Source organism: Embleya sp. AB8, from assembly GCF_049739465.1.
Classification (GTDB): domain Bacteria; phylum Actinomycetota; class Actinomycetes; order Streptomycetales; family Streptomycetaceae; genus Embleya.
Genome location: NZ_JBMHHY010000025.1, coordinates 130,324 through 146,587, shown reverse-complemented (window position 1 = coordinate 146,587; position 16,264 = coordinate 130,324). Strand labels below are relative to the sequence as shown.

Annotated in this window: 11 protein-coding genes and 3 pseudogenes; 7 read left to right on the top strand and 7 right to left on the bottom strand. The window is 69.2% G+C overall.

The features are described 5' to 3' along the window. Nucleotides 1-174: 174 nt before the first annotated feature. On the top strand, nucleotides 175-699 hold the full coding sequence (locus ABIA38_RS33085) for an ATP-binding protein (RefSeq protein WP_424642587.1): 525 nt from the start codon (nucleotides 175-177) through the stop codon (nucleotides 697-699). A gap of 178 nt (nucleotides 700-877) precedes the next feature. Further along, nucleotides 878-1,742, top strand: a pseudogene (locus ABIA38_RS33080) (IS5 family transposase). A gap of 11 nt (nucleotides 1,743-1,753) precedes the next feature. On the opposite strand, the gene ABIA38_RS33075 reads toward ABIA38_RS33080, so the two are convergent. Next, the gene (locus ABIA38_RS33075; RefSeq protein WP_424642608.1) at nucleotides 1,754-2,347 is read right to left on the bottom strand and encodes a dihydrofolate reductase family protein; all 594 of its coding nucleotides are present in this window, start codon (nucleotides 2,345-2,347) and stop codon (nucleotides 1,754-1,756) included. 68 nt (nucleotides 2,348-2,415) lie between these two features. On the opposite strand from ABIA38_RS33075, the gene ABIA38_RS33070 reads away from it, so the two are divergent. Further along, nucleotides 2,416-2,994, top strand: a complete 579-nt coding sequence (locus ABIA38_RS33070; protein WP_424642586.1) for a TetR/AcrR family transcriptional regulator — start codon at nucleotides 2,416-2,418, stop codon at nucleotides 2,992-2,994. A 394-nt stretch (nucleotides 2,995-3,388) separates the two neighbouring features. Here ABIA38_RS33070 and ABIA38_RS33065 read toward each other — a convergent pair whose 3' ends face one another. Next, nucleotides 3,389-4,054: a TetR/AcrR family transcriptional regulator gene (locus ABIA38_RS33065; RefSeq protein WP_424642607.1), complete on the bottom strand. Its 666-nt coding sequence runs from the start codon at nucleotides 4,052-4,054 to the stop codon at nucleotides 3,389-3,391. Between the two features lie 108 nt (nucleotides 4,055-4,162). Between ABIA38_RS33065 and ABIA38_RS33060 the strand changes: the two genes are divergently transcribed. Then, nucleotides 4,163-5,110, top strand: coding sequence for an SDR family NAD(P)-dependent oxidoreductase (locus tag ABIA38_RS33060; protein WP_424642585.1), 948 nt, complete (start codon nucleotides 4,163-4,165; stop codon nucleotides 5,108-5,110). 17 nt (nucleotides 5,111-5,127) lie between these two features. Here ABIA38_RS33060 and ABIA38_RS33055 read toward each other — a convergent pair. Beyond that, nucleotides 5,128-5,304 (bottom strand): annotated as a pseudogene (locus ABIA38_RS33055) (hypothetical protein); the annotation flags it as partial. On the opposite strand from ABIA38_RS33055, the pseudogene ABIA38_RS33050 reads away from it, so the two are divergent. Then, nucleotides 5,228-5,543: pseudogene (locus ABIA38_RS33050) on the top strand (hypothetical protein); the annotation flags it as partial. The pseudogenes ABIA38_RS33055 and ABIA38_RS33050 overlap by 77 nt on opposite strands. A 58-nt stretch (nucleotides 5,544-5,601) precedes the next feature. On the opposite strand, the gene ABIA38_RS33045 reads toward ABIA38_RS33050, so the two are convergent. The 3 genes from ABIA38_RS33045 to ABIA38_RS33035 all read right to left on the bottom strand — a co-directional run bounded on the left by ABIA38_RS33045 (nucleotide 5,602) and on the right by ABIA38_RS33035 (nucleotide 9,043). Then, complete coding sequence (locus tag ABIA38_RS33045; RefSeq protein WP_424642584.1) at nucleotides 5,602-6,699, bottom strand: hypothetical protein; 1,098 nt, start codon at nucleotides 6,697-6,699, stop codon at nucleotides 5,602-5,604. Nucleotides 6,700-7,067: 368 nt separating this feature from the next. Next, nucleotides 7,068-7,673: a dihydrofolate reductase family protein gene (locus ABIA38_RS33040; RefSeq protein ID WP_424642583.1), complete on the bottom strand. Its 606-nt coding sequence runs from the start codon at nucleotides 7,671-7,673 to the stop codon at nucleotides 7,068-7,070. Between the two features lie 587 nt (nucleotides 7,674-8,260). Next, a complete protein-coding gene (locus ABIA38_RS33035; RefSeq protein WP_424642582.1) occupies nucleotides 8,261-9,043 on the bottom strand; it encodes an alpha/beta fold hydrolase in 783 nt (260 codons plus the stop codon). 2,826 nt (nucleotides 9,044-11,869) lie between these two features. On the opposite strand from ABIA38_RS33035, the gene ABIA38_RS33030 reads away from it, so the two are divergent. Together ABIA38_RS33030 and ABIA38_RS33025 are read left to right on the top strand one after the other, a co-directional pair. After that, on the top strand, nucleotides 11,870-12,697 hold the full coding sequence (locus tag ABIA38_RS33030) for a ParA family protein (RefSeq protein ID WP_078980120.1): 828 nt from the start codon (nucleotides 11,870-11,872) through the stop codon (nucleotides 12,695-12,697). Next, nucleotides 12,697-13,923 (top strand): hypothetical protein, encoded by a 1,227-nt coding sequence (locus tag ABIA38_RS33025; RefSeq protein WP_424642581.1) that lies wholly within the window; start codon nucleotides 12,697-12,699, stop codon nucleotides 13,921-13,923. The genes ABIA38_RS33030 and ABIA38_RS33025 overlap by 1 nt, the downstream gene beginning before the upstream one ends. A gap of 372 nt (nucleotides 13,924-14,295) precedes the next feature. Here ABIA38_RS33025 and ABIA38_RS33020 read toward each other — a convergent pair whose 3' ends face one another. Further along, entirely contained in the window at nucleotides 14,296-16,143 is a 1,848-nt protein-coding gene (locus ABIA38_RS33020; protein ID WP_424642580.1) for a hypothetical protein, read from the bottom strand. Nucleotides 16,144-16,264: the final 121 nt, after the last annotated feature.

Below are 16,264 nucleotides of genomic sequence, written 5' to 3'. Positions count from 1 at the left end.
GCACCGGGTCGCAAGTCGGCGACCGCGTGCCCGCCCGGGCGGTGTCAACCAGCGGGGTCGGATGTCACCCAGGTGTCCGAAAGTTGTCGTCGTCCCGGTCTTTTGCCGGGCGCGTTCTGTGACTTCCGTGACGGGGTGAACGTCGCCGGGCGCGGCACCAGTAGCGTCGAGCCCATGATCGTATGGCTCAACGGCACCCACGGTGCGGGCAAGACGACGACCAGTGCACTCGTACAGCCGCTCCTCCCGAATTCACGGGTGTTCGACGCCGAGAAGGTCGGCGAGACACTCATGGACATCACGCCCGGGCTGCCGGCAACGGACAACTTCCAGCACTGGCCGCCGTGGCGGCCGCTCGTCGTCGAAACCGCCCGCCGCGTACTCGACTACACCGGCGGCACCCTGGTGGTGCCGATGACTGTCCTGGTCGAGCAGTACTGGCGCGAGATCAGCTCGGGCCTCGCCCAACATGCCATCCCGGTACGGCACTTCGTCCTCCACGCCGACCAGGACACCCTGCGCGGACGCATCGCGGGCGACACTGTTCTCGGCCCCAACTCCCCATTCCGCCTCAAATACCTCGAGCCCTACGCCGAGGCGGCCCGCACGTGGCTGCACGGCGAGGCCGAGGTCCTCGACACCACGCAACTCACGCCCGCCCAGGCCGCCCTGCAGATCGCGAAGGCCGTCAACGGCTGAGGCGCCGCCCTGGTCAAGACGGCACTCGATGTGCTGCATAGCCTGATTCAACCGCTCCGGCATACCCGGCCTCCTTCCCCTTGACGGCCAGCACGCCAGGCAACGCCCACCATGCCGAACCCGACATCCCGTGCAACCGTGCAGGCTCGGACCTAGGCCGTTTCGTTTGGATCATCGGATCGTTTGTCGGGGCGTGCCGTTGACTGACGTGCAGTGGGCGCGGATTGAGCCCTTGCTACCTGACCGGACGCCGAAGCGGGGTGGCCGCCGGCGAGACCACCGACAGGTGATCAACGCGATCGCCTTCAAGTTCCGGACCGGAACGCAGTGGGTCCACCTGCCGGAGAAGTTCGGCAACTGGCGAGGCGTCTACAACCGGCTGCGGATGTGGGCCCGCGACGGCACCTGGGAGCGGGTGTTCACCACGCTGATCGCCCAGGCCGACGCGGACGAAGACCTCAATTGGGTCGTGTCGGTGGACTCTACGATCGTGCGCGCTCACCAGCACGCCGCCGGGGCCCGCACAAAGGGGCCCCGGTCGGTGAGCCGGACGACCACGCCATCGGCCGGTCCCGCGGTGGATTAACCACGAAGATCCACCTCGCCGCCGACGGCGGCTGCCGCCCCCTGACCTTTCATCTCACCGCCGGACAGGCGGGCGACGCACCCGCTTTTACCCAGGTGATGGCACGTCTGCGTGTTCCGCGCCGACGCGGACGGCCCCGCACCAGGCCGGACGTGGTCCTGGCGGACAAGGCGTACTCCTCACGCGCGATCCGCGCATACCTGCACAAGCGTGGGATCCGCACGGTGATCCCCGTCCCGGCGGACCAGCAGGCCCACCGGCTGCGGCGCGGCAGACAAGGCGGCAGACCACCGGCCTTCGACCACGACGCCTACAAGCAGCGCAACACCGTCGAGCGGTGCATCGCATCAACCGCCTCAAGCAGTGGCGCGGCATCGCCACCCGCTACGAGAAGACGGCGACCATCTACCTGGCCGGACTCCACATCGCGGGCATCTTCCTCTGGTCCGCCCGCTGAACCGAAACCGCCTATCGACGGGTGCAGCGGGTGAGGGTGACCCCGTTGGGGAAGGCGGTGCGCTCGGCGACGTCGAAGACCGTGGGGTCGAAGGCACCGTCGACCACCGGGACTCCGGTACCGGCAATGACCGGATACGTCTTGATCAGCAGCTCGTCAATCTCAGGCATCAGGTTGCCCGCGAGCCGGCCGCCCCCGCAGAGCCAGACGTCCAGCACGGCGCCCACCTCACCCTTGAGCTCGCGGACGAGGGCGAGCGGGTCACTCGGCACGACGGTGACGGCTGGGTCGGTGTTCGGCTTGAGACTGCTGGACACCACGTATTGGCGCAGGTGCGCGTACGGGCTGGTGATCCCGTTGTCGAGGGCTGGGCGGTAGGTACCGAGGCCCATGACGACGGTGTCGAAACGCCGGTTGGGCGCGTCGGCGACGCCGACGGCCGCGCGATAAGCGGTCGGGACGGTCTCCGGGTACAGCGCGTTCATCCAAGTCGAATAGGCGACGGCCTGCTGCTCGTCGCCCTGCGGAAAGAAGTCGAACTCACCGCCGGGACCGGCGATCCGGCCGTCGAGCGAGACGCCGATGTAGTACACGAGCTTCCGCAAAATGTCCCCCACATGTAGTACTCTGCTTGAAGTGGTTTGAACGTAGTACTATATCTGGAGTGGTGTCAATGACGAGACGGAATGACCAGCGGCGCGCGGCTCTCGTCGACGCGGCGATCGAGGTGCTGGCCCGGGAAGGCGCGCGCGGCCTGACTTTCCGGGCCGTGGACGCCGAGGCGGCCGTTCCCGCCGGCACGGCGTCCAACTACTTCTCCAGTCGCGACGACCTGTTCACTCAGGCCGGCGCCCGGGTCTACGAGCGACTCCAGCCCGACGAGGCCACGATTGCCCGCCAGCAGGCGGCCGGCCGCGACCGGGACACCTACGTAGAGCTGATGCGCGAACTCGTCGGCCGCATCGCCTCCTTCCGCACCGGTTACCTGGCGCTGCTGGAACTCCGTCTCGAAGCCACTCGCCGCCCCGAACTGCGCAAGGTCCTCACGGAGCGAGTCCGGGCCGACGTGGACGCCAACGTCGCCTATCACGAGACTTCCGGTCTCCCCGGCGACACCGCGGCGGTCAAGTTGCTCATGCTGACGCTGAACTGGCTGATCGTTGAACAGCTCACCCTGCCGGACGTCTTCACGGAGGCAGAGCGTGAACAACTGGTAACGGCCGCAGTGGAGCGCATCGTGGCGGCGGAGTAGCTGCCCGGCCCGGGATGACTCCAGTCTGCTGCGGTGGAAGTGAGCTGGACCGGACCGGCCTCGGCAGTCACCCGCTCTTGGTTCCGTCTGCTGATCCGAACGAAACGGCCTAGCCCTCGGCTCGGGGACACGCCGGCGGAAACGGTCGACCGTGTTGCTGCCCGAGCTTGAGCTCTGGCCCGGAATGCCGGGCGGGGCCGCCGAGTACACGGTCCAGGCGTGCGCGGACGGCCTGGTCCGGGAGTTCCGGATGTCGGCGGTGCCCGCCAAGCTTCGCTCTCGCCAAGGATCGGGTCACCTGCACGGCTCACCGAGTTCGGGCACCCCGGCCTCCACCGTCCGAGGGCGCGAGAAGCGCAGAGGATTCTTGCCTGTTCCAGCAGTGCGACGCACGTCAACTGCGGGGTAGCACGCCCAGGAGGGTTGCGGTCAGAGCCAGCTTCAAGTAGTCCCTCAGCTCCAGGTGGAAGCGGGCCAGGTCGGGCTCGGCCCGGTAGGCCGCCTGCAGACTGGGTGGGGGTGTGCTGTACGCCGACAGCGCGCCGGCCATGACCATGGTTTGCAGGCTGAACAGCGTCGCGTTCTCGCCCAGCTCCGGCAGGTATTTCAGGAGCAGGGCGGTCATGGTTGTCAGGCGGTCCAGGGATGCGCGCTTGTAGCGTGCGACGACCTCGACGGAGACGTTGTGTTCCAGGACGCTGCCCTGTGCGCCGAAGAGGTCGCACAACACCACTCGGCCGGAGAGCGAGTGGCTGAGGATCTCGGCCACCGCTGCCGCTCGCTCGGCCATGGGCAGATTCTCGTCGATGCCGGCGGCCGACTCGTCTGCCAGTTCCGTCAGCCACTCCTGCAGGAAGCGGTCCAGCAGTTCCAGCAGCACCGCCTCGCGAGACTCGAAGTAACGCAGCACGTTCGGCTTCGCCAGGCCTACCCGGCGGCTGAGCTCGTTCAGGGTGACCGCGGCCACGGGCATCTCGTCGAGCATCGCCGACGCCGTGTCGAGGATCGCCTGTCGGCGCACCTCCCGCTGCTCTTCGGTTCGCGCCCGCTGGAAAGTCACGATCACCATCGTAGCTTAGGTACCTGCGGTACGTTGACAGCGTACCGAAAGTACTTTAACGTCGCAGACGCAAGATACCTTCGGTACGTAACTAATTGGGGGTCCGAAATGAGTAAGAAGTGGACGACGACAAACATCCCCGACCAGCGCGGACGGGTGGCCGTGGTGACCGGGGCCAACACCGGACTGGGGTACGAGACCGCCAAGGCGCTCGCCGAGCGCGGGACCTCCGTGGTGCTCGCCGTGCGCAACGTCGAGAAGGGCGAGCAGGCCGCAGCCCGCATGACCGGCGACGTGACCGTACAGGCGCTGGACCTGACCTCGCTCGACTCCGTCCGGACCGCGGCGGCGGCGCTGCGGTCCCGGCTCGCCCGGCTCGACCTGCTGATCAACAACGCCGGCGTGATGTACACCCCGAAGCAGACCACCCGGGACGGCTTCGAGATGCAGTTCGGCACCAACCACCTCGGCCACTTCGCGCTCACCGGGCTGCTGCTGGATCTGATGCTGCCGGTGCCCGGTTCGCGCGTGGTGACGGTCAGCAGCACCGGCCACCGCATCCGGGCCGCGATCCACTTCGACGACCTGCACTGGGAGCGGTCGTACAGTCGGGCCGCCGCCTACGGTCAGTCCAAGCTGGCCAACCTCATGTTCACCTACGAACTGCAGCGCAGGCTCGCCACGCACGGCACCACCGTCGCAGTGGCCGCACACCCCGGCATGGCCGGCACCGAGCTCGCCCGCAACACCCCCGCGGCCCTCCGGCTTCCGCTCACCCTGCTCGCGCCGCTGATCGCCCAGAAGCCGGCGATGGGCGCGCTGCCGACCCTGCGCGCCGCCACCGACCCCGCCGCGCTCGGCGGCCAGTACTACGGTCCCGGCGGACGCAACCAGGTCAAGGGCCACCCCCGGCTGGTCACCTCCAGCCCGCAGTCGTACGAGGTGGCCGTCCAGCAGCGGCTGTGGGCCGTCTCCGAAGACCTCACCGGAGTGAGGTTCCCCATCGCCGAGTTCAAGCAGAACCCGCTTCCCTCCGGATCGACCGCCACCACGTAGCCCGCGCCGGTAACAAGCGCCGACCCGTCGCGGCGCAAGCAGGTGGCGCCAAGGCCGACGAGGCGCACGCACTCCGCTTCATGGGCAACCCTCCGCTCGTCGCCGTGCAGGCCGCTTGCGGCGCATACGTTCAGGTGGGCAGTACGTCGGCGGCGGTCGAGGAGGTCGCCCCGCGGGAGGCGGGCGGTGTGCAAGGACGTGCCGGCCGGGCTGAGCCTGGACATGCCCGTCGCTGAACGCCTGGCGGAGCTGGTGCGGGCCCTGGACGCGGGCTGGAAGCAGATGGCCGGGCGCCTTCAGTCGGCGGGCAAGGACGCGAAGGTGTCACTCGATGTCCACCCGGGCGGCCGGGTCAAGCTGAACGTGGAGAACCGGGTGAAGCTGAACGTGGAGAAGCTGGGCGCGCTGGAGGGAGCCGAAGTCGCCGGCCTGGCGAGCCCATGATCATCGGCTTCGCGTTAACCGCTGTATCGCTGTTCCCAGAGGCCGTGCTAGGACCGCGTCGCCCTCGCGCAGCCGTCCCCGGATGGCTCGCCCCGCCCGATCGGCGTGTTGCGGTCGTACGGGTCGACCTCCGTACCGGCCTGGTCCACCCGGCGGTCCGTGCCGAAGGGCGGGGTGAAGTAGCCCGTGGGAGCGCCGCAGCCGCCGTTGGTCATGTCGTATTTGTACGAGACAATCGAGAACGTGCCCGGCTCGGTAACCACCTTGTCAGGGTTGTCCCAGCTCAGGACGAGCTCGCGCCGGACGATCGTGCGCACGATCTCGCCGTCGCCGTCCGCGTCCGCGCGGGTGACCGGGTAGACGAAGGTAACGTCGGCGGTCACCTGGACCGCGCCGCGCTCACCCTCCCGGTAGGTAAGCAGGCCCCGGGTCTTCACGACGTCGCCGACCAGGTGGGTGCGGGAGGGCTGGAAGCGGCTGAAGAGGAGGAGGGGGTCGTCCTTCTCGCTCGGGGTACGGAAAGCGGTTTGCAGAAGGTCTTGGACGTCCTTCTGGTGCGGGTTGATCAGCGCAATCGCCCTGTCCGGACGCTCGCCCCGGAGCACCCCGAGGTCCAAGCCGGACGCAACGAGGAAATCCCGGCTGAGGGCGAGGGCCCGCTCGACCTCGGCCGCGCTCATCCAGCCGACCGCCCCGGCTTTCGGCACGGTGATCCCCGCCGCTCCGCTCGCCCAGCCCGCCGCCGGCGAGCCGCGGAACGGCTCGTTCATGGTGGGGCGTTGGGCCGCCTCCGCCGGGGGTATCCGGGTCGGGCGGGCGGTCTCGGCCGGCGACGGGGAGTCGGTGTCCTCGCCGGCAATCAGGTCCACCATCCGCCCCGGTGCGAGCGCCACCACCAGCAGCACCAGCGAGGTCAGCAGCCCGACCACGTACCAGCCCATGCGCCGCTTGGGCCGCGCGGGCGTGTAGTTGCGCGGGCCCTCCGGGCCACGGTCGGGTTCCGCGCGCAGCCGCTTCGCCACCTCGCGGGCGCGTGCCGACGGCTCCTTGGGCGAGTCGGCGGCACCCGCCACCGACTCGCGCAAAAACCGTTCCCACTCGTCGTCGGACCTGGACGAGCCGTCCGACTCCGTACCCGTGCCCATCCCCAACCCCCTGGCAATCAGTGGACTGCGGCCCACGCTTCTGGGACGCGTCCGCATACTGACACAGAGTCCTGACAGCTGGGTTGGTTGGGTGGACGGTGTGGGCACGCCACCTTTCTCAACTGGCCATGTAGAGCGCTCAGTTTGCGAGGCTCTGCCCAAGGAAGCGTCCAGCGGCGCATCCACATCCGGAAGGTGGATCTTTGCGGAGACTGCGGCCTGGGCGGGCGTACGTGGGCTGACCTGCGACGGTTCGGAGCCAGGTGGGCCGGGCGTCCTGACGTTGGCCGTTCGCCCCTACCAAGGTCTTGCTCCGCGCCAGTCGGCGCCGGCCTGGCAGCCGTCCAGACCGGCGCCGAGGGGCGACGTCACGCAGGGACGCCGAGCGGCGGGTGCTCGAGCACGCGGGGCTTGTACTCGACCAACTGGATGCGGCCGTCGAAGGTGCGGTGCTCGATCATCTCGAGGGCGACGTCCGGATAGCCGTCGTAGATGCGTTCTTCGCCCGTGGCCCCGGTGATCACCGGGAACATCACGACCCGGAAGCGGTCGACGAGTCCGGCTCGTACCAGGGACCGGCACAGACTGAGGCTGCCGATCGTGCTGAGGAGCCCCGAGCCACTCGACTTCATGGCGCGGACCGCCTCGACGGCGTCCTCGCGGACGAGCGTGGAGTTGGCCCACGTCAGCGGCTCCTCGAGCGAGGAGGAGAACACCACCTTGGACGCCTGCGTGAGCTCGTCGACGGACGCCTCTTCCTCGGGCCTGAACTCGCTCTGGCCATTCGGGACCTCGCCTGCGGCGAAGCCCGACATCAGGCGGTAGGTGTTCGCTCCCATCAGATAGGTGGCCTCGGGCTGCTCGCCGAGCCATGCGAGGTACTCCGGACCCTCGAGGCCCCAGAACCCGGGCCATCCCTCTCCCGATGCATGGCCGTCGAGGGAGGTGATGAAATCGACAAGAAGCTCCGACATGGCGGTGTCCTTTCCTGGAGTGTCTCGAGCTTGGACCGACCGGGAGCAACAAACTCATCGGCCGCGCCGTGGAGTAACGAGGAAACGGCCTGCCAACCATCACGCTCAGCCGGGCCAAGTACAACGCTCAGGGGCCAACTGAAACGCTCAGCCACAACGAGTTCGGTCTACGCTTCTACCCAGCCGCAGCCAGGGCTCTGACCTGCGACGATGCCACAGACGGCGATCTAAGGGGCGTACGCCTACGATCGCATGGAATCACACCAAGTAGTGCTTTATTGCGTATTACCCGCGAATTCTCGTAAATGCGCAGGTCAGGTGGGGTCTGCTGGCTGAATTGGTCCCACGGGATTCAGCCCTTCCACAGAGCCTCTCTCGCTACCAAGCGAACTAACCAGTTGGCTTGAAACATCGCGGCCTCGCCTTCGATTTCAGGGGTGATTCGGTCGTCGGGGTCCGGCTCCAGCAGCCGGCCAGCCCGGCCCGGCCCGGCCCGCAGAGACGGTGCAATCCCTGCGGGCCGCAGCATGACTCCTCGGGCAGCTCCGGCAGTGGGCGGCGACCGGGCGGCTCGGACAGTCCTGCGCTCACTCGCCCGGCACAGGACCGCCGACGTCGGAACGAGCAGCCGGCTGGTCGTCATCCTGGAGGCCCCGACCCTCGCCCGCTGCGGCGCGGATCAACGTGTCGGCCAGCTCCGTCGGCGCGGAGAGCATCGGGTAGTGGCCGGTGGCCAGTTCGAAGAAGGTGACGCCGGGCTCGGCGAGCTTGGCGAACCTGGGGGCGCCGGTGGCGTACAGGGCCCGGACCACCTCCAGACTCAGGCCGTTGGCGAGGCAGAGAATCCCGGTGGTGGGGACGTCGCGCCACGCGCCGGTCAGCGCGATGGGCTCGGTAACCGTCCGCGCGGGATGCGGCGTGGCCAGCCGTCGATAGCGCGCCAACTCCACCTCCGGAACGCCGTGGCGCCCGTCGATTTCGCCCGGGATGGCAAGTACGTGACTGTCGACGGCCTCCAGGAGGTGCGGCATCTGGTCAACCACCGTCTCACCGGACTCGGGCAAGCCGGTGTCCACACACACCACCCGCTCGACCATCCCGGGCCGGCGGTCGACCGCCGCGAGTGCGGGGAAGATGCCATAGCTGTGCGCCACCAAGATCACTCCCGGCCCCTGTGCGTCGAGGAGCTTGGTCAACGTATCCGTGTGCGCGGCAAGACCGATGGCTGCAACGTCCTCGTCGGCCCGCTCGCCGAGACCCGGGAGCGTCACCGGAACCGCCCGATGCCCCCGCCCGGTCAGCTCGGCGGCCACAACATCCCACGCCCAACCACCCAAATAGAGACCGGGAACCAGTACAAACGTCGTCATGATCGACCCTTTCGAAAGCTCGGCCGTAGCGCCGGTCCGAAACGTAGATCCTCCTCTTGGGGGAGATTCCACATCCCGATGCTCATCGCCGAATCCGGCAGGCGGAGGACCTCGAGGCACTGCTGTGGGATCGTGGTCGATGTGGCGGCGGCACCGTGGTTCCAGCTACTGCCGGGTGGATGCGCTGTCAATCGGCATGGGATGGGGGAGGTGACCCGGCGGCAATGTGGCTCACTGAGGAGGCTGACCAGACGCACACCGACCCCTCCACTCTAGCTAGGTTCGGCTTTCTGACCTGCATGTTTCACAAGTTCACAACTCATGCAACGCGAGATGTTGCGTAATATGAAGCGGAGTATGTGTAGCAACATGTCCGTTGAAATGTTCGAGCATCTGCATCACCTTATGTCCGCTGAACTGCATCGGCAGATGTTCTGTCTTCTACAACTCAACATGTGCGTTGAGATAGAACGGAGAGAGTTCGGCAAGTTGCAACACTAAAACGGCGTCTGTGCGGGCGGGTGTGCGGGTGGATGTTGCGGCGGGTGTTCGGGTGGGTGGACGGGTAGCTCGCTGGATGGGCAGATCTACGGATGGATGTGGGGATGGGTGTTGGTGTGTGCAGTCGGATCGATGGATCTGCGTGCGGCCGGGTGGTCCGCTGGATGTGCGGGTGGATTTATGGGCGTGCGGCCGGGCGTAGCGGTGGATGGGCGGCCGTTGGTTCGGGTGTTGGTTCGGGTGTTGGTTCGGGTGTGTCTGTATGCGGAACGGTGGGTGGGTCTTGGGACGGGCGTGCCTACGGATGGGCGGGCGGTCGAAACGATGAGTGTGTAGCTCGAACGACGGATGTTCGGGTGGATGGAACGATGGGCACATGGATGTGCGGACGGGCGGTCGGAACGGCGGGTGGGCCGATGGGTCTTGCGCTGGGCGGCTGGACGTACGGGTGTTGCTCTGGGTGGGCCGGTGGATCGATGGGTCGGTAGACGGTCGAAACGATGCACGGGCGGGTCTTCGGGTGGGTTGGTGGCTGGGCGTTCGGTCGGGCGTTGGGGTGGCTGGGCCTGCGGGTGGATCGAGCGGTGGGCGGGTCGAACGGCGGGCGGGTCGAACGGCGGGCGGAACACTGTGCGTTCGTGCGCGCGGAACGATGGGCAGGCGTTCGGCCGGGCAGCGCGCTGGAGAGGCGGCCGGGCGGAACGGCGGGCGTTCGCAGCGGCGGGTGTGTGGCCGGAGGGGCGGGCGTTCAGCACCCTCGATGGGTGGGTGGCCGCCTGGCCGGGTCTTCGGCTCGCTCGATGGGTCGGTCGCTCGGTCGGTCTGTGCCGCGCGCGGTCGGTGGGCGCAGCTACGGACGGGTCTGCCAGTGGAGCGATCCGACGATCGGTCGAGCGATCAAGCTACAGCGCGCCCGACGGTGGACACGGCGGGCGGTCCGCGCTGCGGCCGGGCGGCACGACGAAACACACGAGCTACGGGGCATACGGACGGACGCTCTCCGGGCGGAAGTACACGCGGCCGGATCGGTCTTCGGCGCGATGTGCGGTCGACACTTCGGATCCCGCGACGTACGGAACGTCGGTCGGAACGGCCTCTCAGTGGCTCTCTGGCGGCCTGAACGGTCGGAACCCACACTCGAGGCAACGAACGACGGTTCCGGCGCTCTCACGCCCGACAGAGCGCTCCGCCGGACAACCACACGACGGGCGCCCGGTCCGGTCCGCCGGTAACCGGCCGGGCGGCACGCTCGAGGGAGCGGTCGCGCCCCGGGTCGTTTGCCGATCGCCGCGCGAAGAGCGCCCAACGGCGGAAACAACCCATGTCCGCACGGACGAACGTCCAATCGCTCGATGTGGGCTCGCTCGATGTGGGCTCGGACGAGGCGGGAGGAGCGCGGGCGAAGCGAAGCGGGACGAATCGGCCCAAGCCGGCATCCACGCACCACACGCACGCCCCCGTCCGCAAGTCGGTCACGAGGTCGGCACACCCGCACGTCGCCATGGCCGCCGAACGGCGAACAACGAAGGGCAAACGGCGAGGGGCGAACGGCGAACCGCGAAAGCAACCGGCCCCCGGTCCACCGAAACCCGAGTCGCCCCGACTCCGACTCCGACTCCGACTACCCGAACCACGGCAGCATCCGCCCCATCGGCAGCCCTCTCGCCGGGCCGCCCCGCCACCTGCCCGAACCCCCGACATCCCGCCCGGCCACCCAGCGCACAGCGAACCCGCCCACGAGCCACCGCGCCAACCCGCCATCACCCCACCCAACCCCCGTACCCCCGGGCCGCCTTCGCCCGCACCCACCCGGGCCCCACCGACGCGCCGACACGCCGGACCACCCACCCCGCCCACCCGATGCCGCCGAACGTGCTCCCCCGCCGGCCCGTCCGGGGCAGAGGCAAGGATCCATGCGGTTCACGGGTCGAGTGGTGTCTCGACATGTCGAACAGGTGCCTCATAAAACGAGAGTTGCACATGCAATTCATGCGCCAAAAGAGTCTGTTGGGGGCGCTGATTCGCCCGACCAAACGGGTTAACCAGGACATAGAGGCGGGTTTTCCGAGTGTCACAGTGAATTTTGGGATTCCGCTGCTAACCTGACAGACAAAACTTAGGTCGAACCCCTCAAGGACGTCTTGAAGGTTCTGCCCGCTAGATCCTGGTTCGTTGCGCTTTCGGGCTTCCGACGGAAGTATCGAGCAGCTACCCCGGAGGTACGTCGTCTTCCCTGTCAGGTGCAGTGGACAGGCTCTGACAGGCCACCGGACAGAGACCCGGCTCCCGCAGGCGTTCGGCTGCTCTACTTCGAGAGGACGCACGATGGGTGCAGTTGTGGCGGTGGCCAGCCAGAAGGGGGGTCCCGGGAAGACGACGACGACGGTGAACCTCGCCAGCGCGCTGGCGATCAACGGCTTTCACGCCCTCGTGGTCGACCTCGAGCCGCAGGCCCAGGCCGGTGTCGCCCTCGGTGTGGTGCCGCAGCCGCAGCGTTCGGTCGGCTTCGCGCTCTACGCCCAGCTCAACGGCATGACGCCGGACGTGCCGGAGATGATCTTCGACCGCAGCGAGCTGCTCAAGTCGTTCGAAACCACCGGCAGCCTCAGCCTGTTCGGCTCGGTACAGAGCACGATGGTCGACGCCGAGCGCAAGATCGCCGGGATGGACTTCTCCACCACCGGAATCCTGCGGCGCATCCTCGAGCCGATCCGCCGGACGCCGACGATCATCCTGATCGACACGCCGCCCAGCGTGAGCGCCCTGTCCGCGGTCGCACTCGCCGCCGCGGACTTCGTTGTCGCGGTCTGCGAACCGCTGTACGCGACCGTCCAGGGCGCCGCGGTGATCAAGGGCCTGACCGCCGCCACCTCCGAGCGCACCCTCGGCGAGTGCGAGCCGCGCTTCCTCGGCACCGTGATCAACAAGGCCAACGCGCCGTCCCGACGTACCAGCGAGGACGACCAGGTCGAGCAGCGGTTGGCCGACTACGGGCTCGATCCCTTCCAGACGCAGATCCGCCGGGACAGCCGGATCTCGCAGGCGTACGAGATCGGGCGCCCCGTCTGCATAGAGCAACCGAACATCGCCGCGAGCGTTGCCTACACCGAGCTGGCCATCGAACTGTTCGACCGTGTGAAGCAGGCAGCCTGATGACCGACGAGAAGCCCGCGCCCAAGTCCAAGGCGAAAGCCCGAAAGGCACCCGCCGTCCAGTCGTCCGTCCTGGCCGCGGCGCTCCAGGACGCGATGAACGGCAGCTTCCTCAATTCGGGCACCGACTCGACGGCGGCGTTGCTCGCACAGATGGGCGGAGGCGGCGGCGGGTCCGGGAGCCTGGTCTCCGGGCCGCCGTTCAAGGCCGCCCAGCCCGCCGTACCGGCCCCGGCCGCGGCGCCCGAACCGGCTCCGGCTCCGACTTCGGCGCCGACACCGGCCCCGACCCCAGAGCCCGAGCCGGTCCATGCCGCCGCCGCACCCGCGGTCGAGGAGACCCCCGCCCCGGCGGCCCCGCGCGTCGAGGCACCGTCGGTCCCCGAGGCGACCCCCGAACCGGCTCCGGCAGCGGTGGTCGAGTCCGAACCCACTCCGGCGCCGCAGCCGGTCGCCATCCCGGCGCCGGCCGCGGCGCCGACTCCCCGCCCCGAGGCGGAAGTTCAGCCTCCCGTGGAGCCCAAACCCACCCCGGAACCCCACCTCGAGCCGAGCCGACCCGAGCCGGCTCCGGAGCCCGTGCACGCCCCGGAGCCGACCACACCGGCCCCGATCGAGGTGCAGACCCTCCCCTCGGCCATCCAGCCCGCCCCCCGCGCCGCCGAGCCCACCCGGGCCCAGCCCGCGAAGGCAGCCGCCCCCGCGAAGGCCGCCCCGGCGGCCCGTACGTCCAGGCGCAACACTCCCGCCTCGGCCCCCGCCGAAGAGCGGTCGGCGCACGCGTCGTTGCTGGATAGCTTTCTAGACGCCCGGATAAACTCCAAGGGCTGGGAGACCTGGGGGTTCCGGCTCCTGCCCGACGTCAAGGCGCGCCTCGGCAAGCGGCTCACCGCCGACAAGCGCTCGTCGCAGAACCGGCGCTTGGCGCTGGGGCATTACCTCAACGCCGCGTTGCTCGAACTCCCCGACGACAACGACGAGCAGATCGAGATGATCCGCTCGTTCCTGCGGGCCAGGGGTGGCATCACCGACCCCAGCCAGTCGTCCAGCTATCGGGTCAGCCCGGCCGTGTACGAACTCGCGCGCGACCTGGACACCGAGCTCACCGCGACCGAGAAGCGCGGTCTGGTCGTGTACCTGTTCTCGGCGGCCGTCGAACTGTTCCTCGAACGCCTCGACGCCGAGGGTGCCCTCGGCCGCCCCGAGATCTTCTCGCCCCAGCAGTAACCCGCCGTCGGCGGGCGCGGAGGCCATCCAGTCCCCCGCGCCCGCCGACGGCACACCTTCGAGCCGGCCCCGAACGGCACGAACCCGGCCCCGAAGCGGACCGCGCGGCAGCCCCGTGCCCTGGCACGATCCCCGGCCACGACCCGCCCCGTCCGCACGATCCGGCCCCGCGGCCCCGGCCGCGTACGCCGCACGACACCGCGTGCGGGCACGTCGACCCGACCTGCCGCGAACCCGAAGCACCCGGCCGAATAGTCCAGTTCGCCCGCTTCGACATTCCATCGGCACACCATCTCCGAGTCCCTGAGCGCCCCGCTGGCGGCATTACGTCCGACGAGCCGCGCCACCGGAGCCGCAGCCCCTCCCAGGCGCTCAGAACGCCTCCTGAAGCGTCCCAGGCGTCGCTCCGGCACCGGCAGCCCCGGCGGCCTCCGCAGCCAGCTCCCGATCCTCCCGGCAGTCCGCGCACACCCCGTCGGCCCGCAGCCCGCGCACCGCCCGGTCGCAGTCCTCGCAGGTACCGATCGGCGCCGGGCCGGCCGCCGGGAACACCGGCGCCGCCGGCACGTCCACCGGCCGAACCCGGTTCGCCGCCCGCCGCTCCGCCCCGAAACGACCGTCCGCCGCCACGCGCCGATCCTGGTCCCGCCGGGCGCAGTTGCGGCACGCGTACGGGTCACCGGCCACCCCCACGCCCGGACCGGCCGTGGGCAACCACAGGCGGCCGTCCTCGCAGTTCGGGTCCTCGCATCCCCGTCGGGGCAGCCCACGGCGTCCCAGCCAGCCCACCGGGCTCCGTACAGCCCCTTCCTGGGTCCGCCAACGGTCCGCCAACCGGGCGAAGACCCGGTCCGCGTCGCCCACTTCGGCCACGGCCCGATCCACCAGCCCGGCCGCGAGCACCCGCTGGCCGGTGCTCATCCTGGCCACCAGCGGCCCGATTCCGGCGAATGCCCGCGCCGCCGTCGCGGAGATGGTGGTCCGGTGGTTCGAAACCGTCACCTGTCGCGATCGTCGGGGTTCCGCCGCAGGCGCCTGGTGCGCAGGGGTCGTCGAGCCGGCCGATCGTGGGTTCGTCGCGGGCTCACGCGCGTCTACCACCGAAGGCGCCCTGCGGGCGGAACCCCCCGGGAAGCACGCGTTCACCTGTAGGTCAATCGGAGTGTCTTCCTTATACGTGACGGAGGTCCCAACCCCCTGCGCACCCGACGTCCATTGACCCTCCGCACATAGGCTCCCACCTGCCGAAATGCCGTTCTCCGCAGGCTCGGACGGGTTGTCGACGATGCCCTCCGAGGTCACCGCGCCAACCGTCTCGACGACCTCGCCGACCGGCTCCCGAGGAGTCTCCTGATCAGTCTCCGGAGCGACGTCCCGAGCGACCTCCCGGACAACCTCCTCCGCTGCCTCCTCGGGAATGTCCGCCGCGAAAAGATCCACCGTCTCGACGACCTCGGTCGCAACACCCGCAACAGCAGCGACATCTGTGGAACCGACACCGGAACCGATACCGGCACCGATATCGATACCGGTCCCGCCATCCGCCTCGGAGTTCTCTCCCACCTCCCTCTCCGCTTCGCCGGCCGGTTCGAACGGCCGTAGTGGTACGAGCATGTTGCGTCCCTGCCATCCCTCGCGGCGGCCCACCTCGACCCAGCCCCACCGCTCCAGGTCGGAGACCACGCCGCGGGCGGCACGGACGCTCACCGGCTCGCCGATCCGGCGGCCGGACTGGTGTCGCAGTACCTCGGCGAGTTCGGCGTAGGTCAGGTGGTGGCCGCGGGCCCGGGCGTAGCAGATGACCGCGTACGCCCGCGCATGCCGGTGTGGTACCGCGCCCAGCAGGGCGACGGGCACCATGACCCACGGCTCGCCCTTTTCCGGGGTGCGCAGTCGGCGAACGGCCGAAGTCCCGGTCCCGGACGGCTTGGTGCGCCGGACCACGGTGAGTTCCTCGCCGGCGGTGAGCTGCTTCTGCGCGGCGTACAGCGACGACGGGGCCTTGAGCGCGACCTTGCCGTCGGGCTGGGTCACCGAGCGCACGGTCAGGCCCAGGTAGCGGGCGATGGTGGTCAGGTCCGCGATGCAGCCGGGCTGGTTCGGGCCGGCCGCCAGGTGGCCGACCTTGGCCGCGAAGACGAAGGCCAGGTCGCTGTACGCCTCGCCGGTCACCACCCGCAGGGGGACCTTGACCGAGGCGCGGCGCACCGAGTCCGGCATGGTCGGATCGACGCCTCGCGCGCCGCCGACGCGAACTCGCGCCGCGCGCAAGGCGGCACGTACCCGAGCCTGCATCGTGAATCCAGAGGATTCGGGCACACTTGAAGAGGGCAAGGACCTG